Annotated in this window: 13 protein-coding genes; 9 read left to right on the forward strand and 4 right to left on the reverse strand. The window is 56.2% G+C overall.

What is annotated here, in order from left to right:
- Positions 1-112 precede the first annotated feature (112 nt).
- Complete coding sequence (gene ypdK / locus HX778_RS25325; protein WP_034809579.1) at positions 113-214, reverse strand: membrane protein YpdK; 102 nt, start codon at positions 212-214, stop codon at positions 113-115.
- A gap of 506 nt (positions 215-720) precedes the next feature.
- Here ypdK and HX778_RS17285 point away from each other — a divergent pair.
- Positions 721-2,217 (forward strand): MDR family MFS transporter, encoded by a 1,497-nt coding sequence (locus HX778_RS17285; protein ID WP_176982624.1) that lies wholly within the window; start codon positions 721-723, stop codon positions 2,215-2,217.
- Between the two features lie 5 nt (positions 2,218-2,222).
- Here the strand turns inward: HX778_RS17285 and HX778_RS17290 are convergent, their stop codons facing one another.
- The gene (locus HX778_RS17290; protein WP_038480506.1) at positions 2,223-2,885 is read right to left on the reverse strand and encodes a GntR family transcriptional regulator; all 663 of its coding nucleotides are present in this window, start codon (positions 2,883-2,885) and stop codon (positions 2,223-2,225) included.
- Positions 2,886-3,242: 357 nt separating this feature from the next.
- Between HX778_RS17290 and HX778_RS17295 the strand changes: the two genes are divergently transcribed.
- The 6 genes from HX778_RS17295 (at position 3,243) to HX778_RS17320 (ending at position 11,346) form a co-directional block, all read left to right on the forward strand.
- Positions 3,243-4,484, forward strand: a complete 1,242-nt coding sequence (locus tag HX778_RS17295; protein ID WP_038480509.1) for an NRAMP family divalent metal transporter — start codon at positions 3,243-3,245, stop codon at positions 4,482-4,484.
- 10 nt (positions 4,485-4,494) lie between these two features.
- On the forward strand, positions 4,495-5,265 hold the full coding sequence (locus tag HX778_RS17300) for a LamB/YcsF family protein (protein WP_176982625.1): 771 nt from the start codon (positions 4,495-4,497) through the stop codon (positions 5,263-5,265).
- Positions 5,266-5,297: 32 nt separating this feature from the next.
- A complete protein-coding gene (locus HX778_RS17305) occupies positions 5,298-6,905 on the forward strand; it encodes an urea amidolyase family protein (protein ID WP_176982626.1) in 1,608 nt (535 codons plus the stop codon).
- Positions 6,886-8,616, forward strand: coding sequence for a biotin carboxylase N-terminal domain-containing protein (locus tag HX778_RS17310; protein ID WP_176982627.1), 1,731 nt, complete (start codon positions 6,886-6,888; stop codon positions 8,614-8,616). The genes HX778_RS17305 and HX778_RS17310 overlap by 20 nt, the downstream gene beginning before the upstream one ends.
- A 95-nt stretch (positions 8,617-8,711) precedes the next feature.
- Positions 8,712-9,698: a Fic family protein gene (locus tag HX778_RS17315; RefSeq protein WP_176982628.1), complete on the forward strand. Its 987-nt coding sequence runs from the start codon at positions 8,712-8,714 to the stop codon at positions 9,696-9,698.
- A 166-nt stretch (positions 9,699-9,864) separates the two neighbouring features.
- On the forward strand, positions 9,865-11,346 hold the full coding sequence (locus HX778_RS17320) for an APC family permease (protein WP_176982629.1): 1,482 nt from the start codon (positions 9,865-9,867) through the stop codon (positions 11,344-11,346).
- Between the two features lie 61 nt (positions 11,347-11,407).
- On the opposite strand, the gene HX778_RS17325 is transcribed toward HX778_RS17320, so the two are convergent.
- Positions 11,408-12,115, reverse strand: coding sequence for a cache domain-containing protein (locus HX778_RS17325; protein ID WP_176982630.1), 708 nt, complete (start codon positions 12,113-12,115; stop codon positions 11,408-11,410).
- 27 nt (positions 12,116-12,142) lie between these two features.
- Positions 12,143-12,862 (reverse strand): FadR/GntR family transcriptional regulator, encoded by a 720-nt coding sequence (locus tag HX778_RS17330; RefSeq protein WP_176982631.1) that lies wholly within the window; start codon positions 12,860-12,862, stop codon positions 12,143-12,145.
- Between the two features lie 236 nt (positions 12,863-13,098).
- Between HX778_RS17330 and HX778_RS17335 the strand changes: the two genes are divergently transcribed.
- Together HX778_RS17335 and HX778_RS17340 are read left to right on the forward strand one after the other, a co-directional pair.
- Complete coding sequence (locus HX778_RS17335; RefSeq protein ID WP_176982632.1) at positions 13,099-14,526, forward strand: gamma-aminobutyraldehyde dehydrogenase; 1,428 nt, start codon at positions 13,099-13,101, stop codon at positions 14,524-14,526.
- An 11-nt stretch (positions 14,527-14,537) separates the two neighbouring features.
- Positions 14,538-15,011, forward strand: coding sequence for an ester cyclase (locus tag HX778_RS17340; protein WP_176982633.1), 474 nt, complete (start codon positions 14,538-14,540; stop codon positions 15,009-15,011).
- The last annotated feature ends 33 nt before the right edge of the window (positions 15,012-15,044 follow it).

A 15,044-nucleotide genomic window follows, 5' to 3' on the forward strand; every position in this document is an offset into this window, starting at 1 on the left:
ATAATGTTTTCTGGTTTGCCCCAAACAGTCGAAAACCACGTTTTTCGGCTGTTTGTCATCAATCTGAGGAGCCCTTTGGCTCCTGTTCTCTTGCGCTGCTGCTTGTGACCGCTTACTCAACCATCAGGAAGAAGGTGCCGGCCCACAACACAACAATCACAGAAATACCCATCAGAAAATATTTCACTTCACATCGCTCCGCGCTGACGCGCATCTCAACAGGTACATAATAAGCTGAAGCTGCAAACGGCTTTTAGGGTGCAGCTCCATCTGGTATTCGGAGGTAAAACCTTACCCGGACGGCGCTAATGTACTCTCAAATCTAAAATGAAAACAAGTGTCTCAAAATTGTGACAGTTGTCTATTTTTTGAACTTTTATTGGGTGTGGTTGATAGCTGGGTTATTTCATTAAAAACATGGGGATATATCTTGTTTTTGACGATATTTTTTGTCTAAAAATAAGTGTTTCTACACAGAATAAAATTTACGATTTTTTATCGTTAAAAAGGGTACACGGCTAACATTTCAGAAGACAGTGAGCCTGTCGAAAAAACGACGCCGTTTTTATTGCCCAAAGGGCGAAGTAAAAGAGAAAGAATGCATCAAAACTAAAAGCATTTTTCAGAGTTTTGATGCAGTTCAGGCGGCGGTTAAGCAGGTATCTTTACACTCTGAGTAAACCGCCCGGGCGAACTTATTCCCCTTTAATGAAAACGACCATGACAACGACCGAAACTGCTTCATCTGGCACGCCGCAAACAACCTCCGTTCGCCTGCTGTTCGCCGCTCTTATGCTGGTAATGCTGCTTGCCGCGTTGGATCAAACCATCGTGTCTACGGCTTTGCCGACCATTGTGGGGGAACTGGGCGGGCTGGACAGGCTCTCCTGGGTGGTAACGGCATATCTGCTGGCCTCAACGATAGTGGTGCCGCTATACGGTAAATTCGGCGATCTTCTCGGGCGCAAAATCGTGCTGCAAACGGCGATCGTGGTCTTTCTTCTCGGCTCCGCGCTGTGTGGCCTCGCGCAAAACATGACGCAGCTTATTTTAATGCGTGCGCTGCAGGGGCTGGGCGGCGGCGGGCTGCTGGTGGTCACCATGGCGGCGGTGGGGGACGTGATCCCGCCCGCCGAGCGTGGCAAATATCAGGGGCTGTTTGGCGGCGTATTTGGCCTGGCGACGGTCATTGGCCCGCTGATAGGCGGTTTTCTGGTGGAGCATTTCTCCTGGCGCTGGATTTTCTATATCAACCTGCCGCTGGGCATTTTTGCCCTGCTGGTCATTGGCGCGGTGCTGAAATCCCAGACGGCACGCATTCGCCACCAGATTGATTTTCTTGGCGCGGGCTACCTGACAATTTCACTCACCTGCCTGATTTTATTCACCAGCGAAGGCGGCACGGTTATGGCGTGGTCTGACCCGCAGCTGTGGTGCATCTTTGCGTTCTTTGTCGTGACCCTCATCGGCTTTATCTATGAAGAGCGGCTGGCCATTGAGCCGATGATTCCGCTGCATCTGTTTCGTAACCGCACCTTTTTACTGAGCTGCCTGGTCGGGTTTATCATCGGCATGTCACTGTTTGGCTCGATGACCTTTTTGCCGCTCTACCTGCAGGTGGTGAAATTCTCCACGCCGTCCCAGGCGGGGATGCAAATGCTGCCGCTGATGGGCGGGCTTATCCTGACCTCAATCATCAGCGGGCGCATCATCAGTAAAATAGGCCGTTACCGCATCTTTCCTATTATTGGCACGCTGCTGAGTTTTATCGCCATGGCGCTGCTCGGGACGCTAAAGCTGGATACGCCGCTGACTACGCTCTATCTCTACGTAGGGCTGTTGGGGCTTGGGCTAGGGATGGTGATGCAGGTGTTGGTGCTGGCCGTGCAGAACAGCGTGGAAATCAAGCTCATCGGCGTCGCGACCTCAAGCGCGACGCTGTTTCGCTCCATCGGCGGCTCAATCGGCGTGGCTGCGTTCGGTGCGGTGTTCACCTCCGTGCTGCGCAGCAATCTTGAGACGCTGATCCCCGAAGGTACTCAGCTGCCGCGCCAGCTTGGCGCACAGGCGGTACACCAGCTGCCTGCGGCGATCCGTAACGATTATCTGCAGGCCTTTGGTTCGGCGATTCATTCCGTGTTTATGATTTCGGCGGGCGTCGTGGTACTCGGCTTTATCCTGTCGCTGTTTATGAAAAATGAGCCGCTAAGAAAATAGCGGTATCAGTGGGATTGCTGATGCCGCGACCACGCCGCGAGCACCGTGCGCTCGGAAAGCTCCAGGTATTCAGCGAGCGTTGCGGCGGCCTGGGCGTTATTGCCGTCGTTGAGCAGGGCGAGGATATGCGCATTTTTCTCGATATAAGGCGCGTAGAGCATCTCCGGATCGTTCAGATGGCCGAACGCCAGCCTTAACTCTGCGGAGATATTACGGTAGAGGCGAATCAGGCGTTCGCTGTCGGCAAGTTCGACAATCGCGGTATGAAACTTCATGTTGGCCGTTCCCACGCTACGCCAGTCGCTGGTCTGGCGGTGTTGCCGCGCTTCTTCCACGGCTGCCTCCATTTTTGCCACGGCGGGATGCAGTGGATAGGCGTGGGCTAACGCGTCGCACTCAATTAAGCGGCGAATACGGTAGATGTCGAGGATATCTGCCATATCCGGCACCGCCACGTACACGCCCCGATTGGGCTCATAGCGCAGTAATCCTTCCTGGGTCAGCATCCGAAACACCTCGCGCAGCGTATTGCGTGAAATATCCAGCTGCTCGCTGAGCGCGGCCTCAGACAGACGCGTGCCAGGCACAAGCTCCCCAATGATGATTTTATGGCGAACGGTTTCGGCGATTTTCTCGCTCAGCATCTGGGCAGGCAGCTCTTTTTTCATGATTTTCCGCGCGTGATTCGGTAAGCGGCAATCTTTACATATTCGCCAGGGGGCAGCAAGACGTTGACGGCGCAGGATTATTTCAAAATAAGCGGCAGGTTATGCACTTTTTTGGTGATTCATCGTGTTTTTATGCACTGATATGGTGCGTGAAGTTGTTAGAAGATGCCAAAAAGTGATCGCCGTTGGTTTTTTATCATCCACTTTTCGATTCTGTTTGTCTGTTTAATCAACACTAATTAGCTTATTGTTCAACAATAAATTTATATTTGATTAACAATCTGGCTATTTGCTCCAACGATGGCCTGCTTATTGCTTAACAGACAAGGTCATAATTCTAATAATGGAGTGAGTAAGATGGCAGCGCATGAAACCGAAGACCAATCCTTTGTTCAGAAGCGACGCTCATCGCTGATCGCGGCGATATTCCTGATGGCAACCTCGGCCATTGGGCCTGGCTTTATCACCCAGACGGCCACCTTTACCGCGACGATGGGCTCGGCCTTTGCCTTCGGTATTATGGCTTCTATCGTCATCGACTTTGTGGTGCAGCAGAACATCTGGCGCGTGGTCACGGTCACGAAAATGCGCGCCTCCGATCTTGCCAACGAAACGCTGCCGGGCAGCGGTTACCTGCTCTCCGTGCTGGTGATTTTTGGCGGGCTGGTGTTCAACATCGGCAATATTGCCGGCGCCGGCCTGGGGCTGAACGCCATGTTTGGCCTGGCGCCAAAGTGGGGCGGGTTACTCAGCGCGCTGCTGGCTATTTATATTTTCTCCTCCCGCCGCGCCAGCACCGCCATTGACCGCCTGATGATCGTGCTTGGCCTGGTGATGATTGCGCTCACGCTGTATGTGGCGTTCGTTTCCGGCCCGCCGGTGGGCGAAGCCCTGTACCAGAGCGTCCTGCCGGATCACATCAACTTTGCCACCATTACCACCATCGTCGGCGGTACCGTCGGCGGCTATATCTCCTACGCCGGCGCGCACCGGCTGTTGGATAAAGGCATGGGCGGCGTGGAAAATATTCAGGCCGTCTCCTCCGGCGCGACAAAAGGCATACTTGTCGTTGGGTTAATGCGTTATATCCTGTTCCTCGCCGTGCTGGGCGTGGTTGCCAGCGGCGTCACGCTGGATATTTCCAGCCAGGTGGCAAACCCGGCGCTGCAGGCATTCCAGCATGCGGTGGGCTCCTTCGGCGTGCAGCTCTTCGGCTTTATTTTCTGGGCTGCGGCGATTACCAGCGTGATTGGCGCGGCCTACACCTCAGTGACCTTTATGACGGTGTTTAATAAACAAATGGGCGAGCGCCAGCGCAGCATCGCGACGGTAATTTTTATCGCCGTCTCGCTGGTGATTTACCTGATGTTAGGCACGGCTCCGGCGGCGCTGCTGGTGTTTGCCGGCGGCTTTAACGGCCTGATTTTACCGATCGGCATGACGCTCTTTATCTACGTGGGCTGGAAACGGGCCGATTTGATGGCGGGTTATCGCTATCCGCGCTGGCTGCTGTGGACGGGGCTGATTACCTGCGCGCTCACTTGGTATATGGGGGCGCTCTCCGTCGGCGCGATATTTGACTTCCTGAAGATTGTCTAAGGAACAAAAAATGTTGAAAACAATCGATTTAAACAGTGATTTAGGTGAGAGCTTTGGGCAGTGGAGCATGGGTGACGATGCGGCCATTCTCACGCTGGTCAGCAGCGCCAACGTGGCCTGCGGCTTTCACGCCGGGTCTCCCGCCGGAATTTTAGAAACGCTGAAAGCCGCGAAGGCCCAAAGTGTGGTGGTTGGCGCGCACGTGGCGTACCCGGACCTCGTGGGCTTTGGCCGCCGCAATATGGACGTGGCAAGCGACGAACTCACCGCGGACGTCATTTACCAGATTGGCGCGCTGCAGGGGCTGGCCCGCGCGGCCGGTACGGAAGTGCGATACGTGAAGCCGCACGGCGCGCTGTATAACACCATCGCCCACCATGAACGTCAGGCGCTGGCGGTGATCGACGCGATTCTGGCCGTTGACCCGCAGCTGCCGCTCGTGGGGCTGGCTGGCTCCCCGGTGCTGGCGCTGGCGCAGCAAAAAGGGCTGAAAACTATTGCCGAAGCTTTTGCTGACCGCGCCTACCATGCGGATGGCTCGCTGGTTTCACGTCTTGAGGCGGGGTCGGTGCTGCACGACGCCGGGCAGGTCGCTCAGCGTATGCTGCAGTTAATCACCCAAGGCGGCGTGGACTCTATCGAAGGGAAATTTACCCCGATACAGGCTGATTCAATTTGCGTCCACGGTGACAGCCCCGGCGCTATTGCGATGGCGGCGGAGATCCGCAAGCTGCTTGAATCCCAGGGCATCGCCATTCGCGCGTTTGCCCCGCACGACTGAGGAGTGTTTATGTCGATGTTAGGGGAAATAACGTGAGATTCTTAGCCGTTAATCTCAGCAGTTTTTTGGTGGAACTCAGTTCGCTCGACGAAACGCTGGCGCTTTTTGATTCCCTGAGCGCCGCGCCTGAAAAAGGCATCGAAGAGATTATTCCTGCCGCCCGCACCTTGCTGGTTCGCTTTTGCCCGCGAGAAACCAGCCTGGCGTCGCTGGCCGAAAAAATAGCGCGTCATTCTTTGACCCAGCGTGCGCAGCACAACAGCCAGCAGGTCACTATCCCGGTTCATTACAATGGCGAAGATTTACCCGCTTTGGCTGAACTGCTGGGCATTGAGATACAGGCTTTGATTCGTCGCCATCAGGAATCCGTGTGGAACGTCGCGTTTACCGGTTTTGCGCCCGGTTTCGCCTACATGGTTTCTGACGCCGGGGGCTGGCAAACGCCGCGCCGCAGTACGCCACGCACCCGTATTCCTGCGGGTTCCGTTGCGCTGGCCGGTGAGTTTAGCGGTATCTATCCGCAGGCCAGCCCCGGCGGCTGGCAGCTTATTGGCCAGACCGAGCTGAAAATGTGGGATCTCTCTCGCGAACAGCCCGCGCTGCTGATGCCCGGCGCGCAGGTTAAGTTTATCGACGCGGCGAAAAGCACCAAAACCGTCTCGCTGCCCGCGCGCGTTCTCCCGCAAAGCCTTCCTGAAGGCGCTGGCGCAACGTTGACGGTGCTGGCGACCGGGCTGCAAACGCTGTGGCAGGACAATGGCCGGGCGGGAAGGGCTGGTATGGGGCTTTCTGAATCAGGGGCGATGGATAAATCCGCGCTGCATGCGGCCAACCGTATTGTGGGCAATCCAGCCAACTCGCCGTGCCTTGAAATTACGCAGGGCGGCTTCCGCGCCAGGGTGACGGGCGATGTGGTCATCAGCGTGACCGGGGCGCAGTGCCCGCTGACGCTGCGTACGGCGCAGGGCGAGCGTTATGCTGTGGGCGGCAATCGGCCGCTAAACCTGGCGACCGGAGACGAGATTCACTTTGGGGCTCCAGCCCGAGGTTTACGCAGCTACCTCGCCGTTCGCGGCGGGTTTATCGTGCCGCAGAGCCTGGGCAGCGCAGCGCGCGACAGCCTGGCGCAGGTTGGCCCTGAACCCCTGAGCGTGGGCGATATTTTAGCGACCGGGGCGCATTCAAATCCTGGCCCGGTACAGCTCAATGAACTCCCGGCGTCGCCGTTACCCACGCCAGAAGACACCGTTACGCTGGATATCGTGCTCGGGCCGCGCACCGACTGGTTTACCGCTCAGGCGGTTGAACTGCTGACGGCGCAGCGCTGGCGGGTGACGCCGCAATCTAACCGCATTGGCTTACGCCTGGCCGGGGAACAGCCCCTGGCACGCAGCCAGCCTCAGGAGCTGCCGAGCGAAGGCACCTGCAGCGGCTCCATCCAGGTTCCCGCCAGCGGGCAGCCCGTTCTGTTTCTGCACGACCATCCGCTCACCGGCGGGTATCCGGTGATTGCCGCCGTGGCTGAATATCACCTCGACCTGGCCGGGCAAATCCCGCCGGGTGCCTCGATTCGCTTCAACGTTATCCGACCTTTTTTGGAAATAGCAGGGAGTAAAACCAGTGACCACCGCGACGCATAAAGTTCTGATCGCCAACCGGGGCGAAATTGCCGTCCGCATTATTCGTGCCTGCCGTGATTACGGCGTAGAGGCCGTGGCGGTTTACTCTGATGCAGACGCCGATGCGCTTCACGTTCGCATGGCCGATGAAGCCTGGGCATTGCCCGGTATTCAGTCCAGCGAAACCTATTTAAATATTCCGCTGTTGGTGGATATTGCTCGCCGCAGCGGAGCTAGCATGGTTCACCCCGGCTACGGCTTCCTCTCTGAAAGGGCCGAGTTTGCCCGGGCGGTACAGGCAGCCGGGCTTATCTGGATTGGCCCAGAGCCGGAGACAATTGAAAAGCTGGGGGACAAAGTTCAGGCCCGCAAAATTGCCCTGCAGGTGGGTGCCCCACTGGTAAAAGGCACGGCCGATCCGGTTAGCAGCGGTGCCGAAGTTGTCGATTTTGCCTCGACGTATGGCCTGCCGGTGGCGATTAAAGCCGCATTTGGCGGCGGCGGACGAGGGCTGAAGGTGGCCTGGCAGCTTGACGAGGTCGAAGAGCTTTACCAGTCGGCGACGCGCGAGGCATTAAGCGCCTTTGGCCGCGGCGAATGTTACGTCGAGCAGTATCTCGACTGCCCACGGCACATTGAAGCGCAGGTGATTGCCGACAAACACGGCAACGTGGTGGTGCTCGGCACCCGCGACTGTTCGCTGCAGCGCCGCAACCAGAAGCTGGTAGAAGAAGCACCCGCGCCGTTTATCAGCGAATCGCAGAGACAGGAAATCCATAACGCCGCGCGCGATATCTGTGCCCACGCGGGCTACGTTGGCGCGGGCACCGTTGAGTTCTTACTCAGCCGCGACGGAAAATTGTCATTCCTTGAGGTCAATACCCGCCTGCAGGTAGAGCATCCGGTTACCGAAGAGACGACCGGGATTGATATCGTCGTGGAGCAACTCCGTATAGCCGAAGGTTTGCCGCTGAGCATTCAGGCCACGCCGGTTCCACGCGGTCACTCGTTTGAGTTCCGCATTAATGCCGAAGATGCCGGTAAAGGCTATTTGCCTACGCCGGGCAAGATTAGCATATTCCGTGCACCGTCCGGCGCGGGTATTCGCCTCGACAGTGGCGTGGAGGCCGGGTCTTCAGTGCCGGGCAGCTACGACTCTTTGATGGCGAAACTGATCGTCACCGGCAGCACCCGCGATCAGGCCATTGCCCGCGCCCGCCGGGCCCTGCGTGAATTCGAGATTGACGGCGTGGCTTCCGTGCTGCCGTTCCATCGCGCCGTGATGGACGATCCTGATTTCACCGAAAATTTTGCCGTGCACACCCGCTGGATTGAAACGGATTTTGCCGGGCGCATTGCGTTTGCTCCGCGCCAGGTGCCAGTTGCCGATGAAGTTCTGACCCGCAGCTGGATAGAGCTGGACGGGCGTCGAGTGCAGCTGGGGCTGCCAGCAAGCCTGTTTGGCGGCCTTGCGCTGTCGAATATGGGCCGTGCCCCGCAGGCGATACCTGAAATCATCAATGAAGCCGCCATCGAAGCGCCGATTTCCGGCGTGCTTCACGGCTGGCTGAAAGACGAAGGGGCGGCCGTCGAGCAGGGAGAGGTTATTGGTGTGATGGAAGCCATGAAAATGGAGGTTCAGGTGGTGGCGCACCGCAGCGGCAGACTCAAACGAGGCGTCGAAAAAGGCGCTTCTCTTGAGGCCGGCCAGCCTCTCGGTGAAATTGGCTAAAATCTAAGGCGGGCCCGAACCCGCCTTTTTCTCTGCTGGTATGTCGGTGTAAATGTCGGTATAAATGTCGGAGAAACTTTCCCCGGAGTAAACCGATGAAGCCCTACCATCCTCCCTTTTCTCTGACTTCCTCTATTCTCAGCCGCACGATTGAAATTGGGGAGCTGCTTGGGCAGTGGTCATCGAATGCCCAACGAACCTCTCCGCTGTTACGCAAAGAAAACCGTATCCGCACTATTCAGGCTTCTCTGGCAATAGAGCACAACAGCTTATCTGCCCAACAGGTGACGGCGATTATGGAGGGCAAGCGGGTCCTGGCCCCGGCAAAAGATATTCAGGAAGTCCGCAACGCCATTCTCGCCTATGAGGCGCTTTCCGGCTGGCAAAGTGGCAATGTTGACAATCTATTGTCAGCGCATCGGGTGCTGATGCTGGGTCTGGTCGATATACCTGGCCAGCTTCGCAGCGGCGATGTAGGCGTTTACAGGGAGGGGAGGCTGATACATATGGCCCCGCCGGCAAGCCAGGTGGGCCGGCTGATGAATCAGCTGTGTGACTGGCTTCATGGCACAGATCTCCACCCGCTGGTTGCCAGTTCTGTCTTCCATTATGAGTTTGAGTTTATCCATCCTTTCAGCGACGGCAACGGACGAATGGGGCGGCTTTGGCAGACGCTGATCCTGAGTGAGTGGCGAGCCGAGCTTGCCTGGCTACCGGTTGAGACGCTAATTCACGACCGCCAGGAAGCCTATTATCGGGTGCTCAGAGAGTGTGACCGCCAGAGCGACTGCACGGCTTTAGTGGAGTTTATGCTGGATATGCTGAAGATTGCACTGCAAGAAGGCGTGGCCCATAGCCGGCTGGAGGAAGAGCCAGCCCCATTTTTTGCCAGACGGTTGAGCGCAACGGCCGGGCAAATCCTGAATTTAATTGTGGCAGAACCGTCGATAACCATAGCCCGACTGGCGGAGGCCACCGGCTTAACCAGCCGCACCATAGAGCGTAATCTCAAAACGCTTCAGCAAGACGGGCGGCTGGAGCGTATAGGCGCTGCACGGAATGGCTACTGGCTAGCGAAATAAAGCGACATTTTTCAAGGATGTGACATCATCACCACCTTTATGTGATTAACAATAAGATAACATTATATCTAACAAAATTGTGACAAAGCACAATATACATATAACTTAATATGTTTTATAAAATGTAGCCATTGCCTGCAACTATGCCCCCTAAAGAGAAAGACATATGGAACAGACATCTGCTACAAAAAGTACCGACACGCAGCCGGAGAAGGGCCAGCAGTTCAACCGCTCCATCGGCCTGGTGTCCAACTTTGCGCTTGGTTTTACCTATCTCTCGCCGCTCACTGCGGTTTATTCCCTGTTTGCGCTGGCGATAACGCTCGCCGGGCCGCCGGCCATCTGGTGGATCCTGATTGCCGCCTGCGGGCAGCTGCTGGTGGCCCTGGTGTTTGGCGAGGTGGCTTCGCAATACCCGATAACCGGCGGGCTTTATCCCTGGGCCAGAAGGCTATGGGGCAAAAAATATGCCTGGATTGCGGCGTGGATTTACCTCTGGGCGCTGGTGGTCACCATTACCTCCATCGTCGAATACACCTCGACCTTCGTTGCCTCGCTGTTCCACTATGGCGACACGCCGCTGGCGATGTTGCTGACCTCCGTAGTGCTGCTGACTATCATGATGGGCGTGAACATGTCCGGGACAAAAAACCTGGCGAGGGTCGCCCGCTTCGGCTTCTGGTGCGAAATCATCAGCGTGATCGCGCTCGGGATCTATCTGCTGATTTTCCACCGTAACCAGCCGTTCTCCGTGGTGTTCGACGCCATGGGCGCGCTGGCGAAAGACGGCAGCTACGGCACGGCGTTTATGTCGGCGTCGCTGATGGGGCTGTTTATGTTCTTCGGCTTCGAAGCCTGCGGCAACGTGGCGGAGGAGGTCAAAAATCCAGGACGTAAGATCCCGGTGGCGATGATCCTCAGCATTGTCTTCGGCGCGATCTCCGCCGTGATCTCTATCCTCGGCTACCTGCTGTCATCCCCGGATTTGATGAATATCGTTAACGGCAAAATTACCGATCCGATCCCGGCGATTCTCAATGACGCGCTGGGCGAGAAGGGCGCAACCGTGTTTATCGTGATTGCCATCGTGGCGATGCTGTCCTGCATTCTGTCTCTTCAGGCCGCGCTGAGCCGCCTGATCTTCTCGTTCTCCCGCGACAAAATGCTGCCGGGCAGCGAGTGGATGGCGAAGATCTCGAAGCACAGCGTGCCGGACAACGCGATGCTGATAAGCTGCCTGCTGCCGATGGTGATTTGCGTCTGGGTTTACTTCCAGCCGGATAACCTGGCCAGAATCACCGCGTTTGCGGTTATCGGCATCTACGTTTCGTTCCAGATGGTGATTCTTGCCGCACTGCGCCAGCGGCTCAAAGGCTGGAAGCCTGCGGGAGAATGGACGCTGGGGGCGTGGGGCATGCTGGTGAACGTGCTGGCGCTGGCCTACGGCATTGGCGGCATCTGGCTGCTGGCCCAGCCTGCCGACAGCGCAACCTTTCTTGACCGCTGGACGGTGCTGATTGGCCTGGCCCTGGTCATCGGCTCGGGGCTGGTCTATATGTCGATAGCCAGGCCGTTCGGCCACTCTGATGCGCCAGAAAATGACGCCATTGAATACGCTAAACGGCTAAATCTTTCTCGCGAATATTAATAAAAAAGGGCCCTCGGGCCCTTTTCGTTGGGATGCATTTTATCCACAGCGTTTAAGGGCCTTAAGGCCCATTTTTAATCAACTCATATAACGTGCAGTATTCTGTTTTATAAACTTCAACCGCCCCGGCGGCATTCAGTAATTCACCTACGCGATATTTAGGATAAGTGGAGAAAATAATCCGCTGATCTAAATTAGTCAGGACAACTTTGTGGTTATTAAACAGCGGAAGTAATTCTTCTTCTACTTCACTGACCAGCACGTCAATCGCGGCGACGCCGATAAAACGCTGATGAAAATAGACAGGCATGGCTGACGTCAGGGTATAAGACGTATTGCAGACGTAGTCGACGTAGGGGCCGTGAATATAGGCCTTGCCGTTTTCCTGCGCATCTTTAAACCATTCGAAGGTCCTGAAATCCAGCCGCTGCTGGGTGGCCTGATCCAGGTCGAGGTTGACCTTTTTCACGCCGTCGGCTTTTTTGTACCACCACTCCAGCAGCCAGTATTCTTTTTCTTCGTGGCTACCCTCTATATGGCTGGCAAAGCCTGAACCTGAGCAGTAGGGCGTCAGGTTGAGCGTCTCTTTGATGTGTTCCTGAATGGCTCTTTTTACCGCAGGATCCAGCAGCAGCTTATGGTCGTCGCCCTGGAACTCCCCCAGCGCGGCCTCAATCTGCCCGGCAAGGACAATGGTCGCCTCGATGGTGGTGCTAATAATGTCGTCAATTTTACGGGTAAATGGGATGAGGGTTGCAGGTACATTCATAGTGATGCCCGTGTTGTTGTGTTGGTTTTATTTATATTTTAATTTGCTTTCAATGAGGTAGAAGGTAAAGGTGTCGATAAGCTGCGTGGCTAACCGCACCGCCTCCTGCTCGTGGTGGCTTTCCAGTGCCGCAATCAATTCGGTATAAACATCAATCACCTCCCGGTGAATGGCGTCATCGCGATAAAGAATGGCCACCAGCGAAGCCCATTCGGCCTGCAGCAGCAGCTCCTGGTTGGCGAGCCTCGCTGACTGAGAGCTGGCGGAGAGCGCCAGCAGGCAGCGCATATCGGCCTGCGTTTTTAGTTCCGGCGTGCTGGCAGACTTCAACTCCTCAATAAATTCTCGCAGGCGGGTGATATCCGCCCCGGTCATTCTTCTGGAGGCAAGCTTTGCGCTGTGGCTTATTATCGCGCAGTGCATTTCGCCGAGGTCAGAAATATAGTCGGAGCTGATAGCCTTAAAAGGGTGAAGCGGGGTATGAAATTCACCGCTATTTTCACAAACAAAGCTGCCGCCATTTCGCCCACGAACCGTGTGGATTAAATTGTTGGCGCGCAGCGTATTTAAGGCTTCGCGTATCGTAATGTGGGAAACGCCCATCATTTTGGCAAGATCGGCCTCATTTGGAAGCTGTTCATTTGCCTCAAGCAAACCAGTAATAATTGCATTTGAAAGCCGCTGCACAATTTGATCGGATCGACTTGCCTGTCCTATAGGTGCGAATATTACTGCGTGAGTAATCATAGTGCTCTCTGATTAAAATTCCCTGAATCAACGGTTATTGATAGCACAGCCCGGGCCTTTAAGAAAGGGAGCGGCAGGCTACCAGAATCGGAGGTTTTCCCGCCGCTTCAACGGTTCGCATGTAAAAACATTGTTAAATTGTGGGGGCGATCATGTTGCTGTGAAGTGTGGATTGAAAAGCTATCAGTCAAAAGATATTACATAATATTGTTTATGTTTAATCTGAGGAGAAGGCGATGCAAACCCTGAAGCATTTCATCAATGGGCAGTACGTGGTGGGCCAGCAAAATACGCTGTTTGATTTGATAAGCCCGGTCAACGGTGAGGTTTATGCCCAATCGCCTGACGGCGGCACGGAAGAGGTTAATCAGGCTTACGCGGCGGCAAAGACGGCGTTCGCCGTGTGGAAGCATTCTCTGCCGTCCGAGCGGCAGCGCGCGTTACTGAAGCTTGCCGACGAAATTGAACGTAACGCAGCGCGCATTGTGGAGGTGCAAAGCCAGGAAACGGGCCAGCTGAAACACTTTATCGAGCGCGATGAAATCGCCGCCTCCTGCGACGCCATCCGTTTCTTCGCCGGCGCGGCTCGCTGCCTTGAAGGGAAAGCCTCCGGGGAATATGCGGCCGGGTTTACCTCCACTATTCGCCGTGAGCCGCTGGGCATCGTCGGGCAGGTCACGCCGTGGAACTACCCGTTTATGATGGCGGTGTGGAAAATCGCCCCCGCGCTTGCGGCGGGCAATACCGTGGTGCTTAAGCCGAGCGATACCACGCCCATCAGCACCCTGATGCTCGCCGAAATTGCCGCGCCATTATTCCCGCAGGGCGCGTTTAACGTGGTGCTGGGCAAAGCGGGAACGGGCTCGCTGGTGGTATCCAACCCGGAAGCCTCGCTGGTGTCGATTACCGGCTCCGTTCGCGCCGGGCTGCAGGTGGCCGCTTCCGCCGCCGCCAACCTGACCAAAGCGCACCTCGAATTAGGCGGCAAAGCGCCGGTGGTGGTGTTTGCCGATGCGGACATGAACAAAGCGGTGGAGGTGATTACCGCCGCAGGCTTCTCGAATGCGGGGCAGGACTGCACCGCGGCCACGCGTATTATCGTGGAAGCCTCCGCCTATGACGCCTTTCTCGAAAAGCTGATTCAGAAAACCAAATCAATCACCTTCGGCGAACCGGACGACAGCCAGGCCCTGTACGGCGCGCTGAACAGCCGCAACCAGCTGGAGCAGGTGACGGGCTTTATTGAGCGGCTTCCGGCTCATGCAAAAATTGAAACCGGTGGCAAAAAGGGCGCAGGCCCTGGCTTCTACTTTGAGCCGACGATTATTTCCGGGCTGAAGCAGCGCGACGAGGCCATCCAGCACGAGGTCTTTGGCCCGGTGATGACCATCCAGTCTTTCAGCAGCGAAGAAGAGGCGCTCAGCAGAGCTAACGATGTGGAATATGGCCTGGCGGCGAGCGTCTGGACCAGCAGCCACAGCCGGGCGCAGCGCTTCAGCACCCGCCTCGATTTTGGCACCGTGTGGATCAACAACCACATCCCGCTGTGTGCGGAAATGCCCCACGGCGGCTTTAAAAAGTCCGGCTACGGCAAAGACCTTTCCTCCTATTCGCTCGACGAATACACCCGCCTTAAACACATCATGTGCGATATCACTGAATAAGGATTTTTGAGATGAAAATAATCAATGCCGCTGCGCTGTCGCTGGTTCTGCTCTCAACCCTGGCGCTGGCCGAAAGCTCTCCGCTCACGGTGGTGAAAAACTACATGGCCGCGTGGAACGCCCATCAAGCCGGGCTGGCGGCGGAATACCTCGCCAGCGACATGGTGTATTACGACGCGGCGGTCGGCACGCCGGTGGAAGGGAAAGAAAAAGCGGAAAAAGAGGTGATTGGCGCGTTTATTAAAGCGGTGCCGGACCTGCACTGGCAGATGACCAGCGAGCCGGTTTACAACAAAGACACCATCGCTTTCCGCTGGACGTTCAGCGGCACCAACAGCGGCGAATGGAGCGGCAGCCCGGCGACCAACAACCCGATCAAGTTTGAAGGCGTGAGCTTTATCAAAGTCAGCCACGGTAAAATCAGCTGGCAGGGCGACTACTACGACTCGAAAAAACTCGACGAAGAGTTGAAGCCGCGCCAATAGCTGACTGCGCGCCGCGGCCGGTCAGCCTGCGGC

Origin of the sequence: Cedecea sp. P7760 (genome assembly GCF_013386425.1) — a bacterium.
GTDB lineage: Bacteria > Pseudomonadota > Gammaproteobacteria > Enterobacterales > Enterobacteriaceae > Cedecea > Cedecea selenatireducens.

Coding starts and splice junctions, on each gene's coding strand:
- ypdK (WP_034809579.1), bottom strand. CDS start 214: ATGCGCGTCAGCGCGGAGCGATGTGAAGTGAAATATTTTCTGATGGGT.
- HX778_RS17285 (WP_176982624.1), top strand. CDS start 721: ATGACAACGACCGAAACTGCTTCATCTGGCACGCCGCAAACAACCTCC.
- HX778_RS17290 (WP_038480506.1), bottom strand. CDS start 2,885: ATGAAAAAAGAGCTGCCTGCCCAGATGCTGAGCGAGAAAATCGCCGAA.
- HX778_RS17295 (WP_038480509.1), top strand. CDS start 3,243: ATGGCAGCGCATGAAACCGAAGACCAATCCTTTGTTCAGAAGCGACGC.
- HX778_RS17300 (WP_176982625.1), top strand. CDS start 4,495: ATGTTGAAAACAATCGATTTAAACAGTGATTTAGGTGAGAGCTTTGGG.
- HX778_RS17315 (WP_176982628.1), top strand. CDS start 8,712: ATGAAGCCCTACCATCCTCCCTTTTCTCTGACTTCCTCTATTCTCAGC.
- HX778_RS17320 (WP_176982629.1), top strand. CDS start 9,865: ATGGAACAGACATCTGCTACAAAAAGTACCGACACGCAGCCGGAGAAG.
- HX778_RS17325 (WP_176982630.1), bottom strand. CDS start 12,115: ATGAATGTACCTGCAACCCTCATCCCATTTACCCGTAAAATTGACGAC.
- HX778_RS17330 (WP_176982631.1), bottom strand. CDS start 12,862: ATGATTACTCACGCAGTAATATTCGCACCTATAGGACAGGCAAGTCGA.
- HX778_RS17335 (WP_176982632.1), top strand. CDS start 13,099: ATGCAAACCCTGAAGCATTTCATCAATGGGCAGTACGTGGTGGGCCAG.
- HX778_RS17340 (WP_176982633.1), top strand. CDS start 14,538: ATGAAAATAATCAATGCCGCTGCGCTGTCGCTGGTTCTGCTCTCAACC.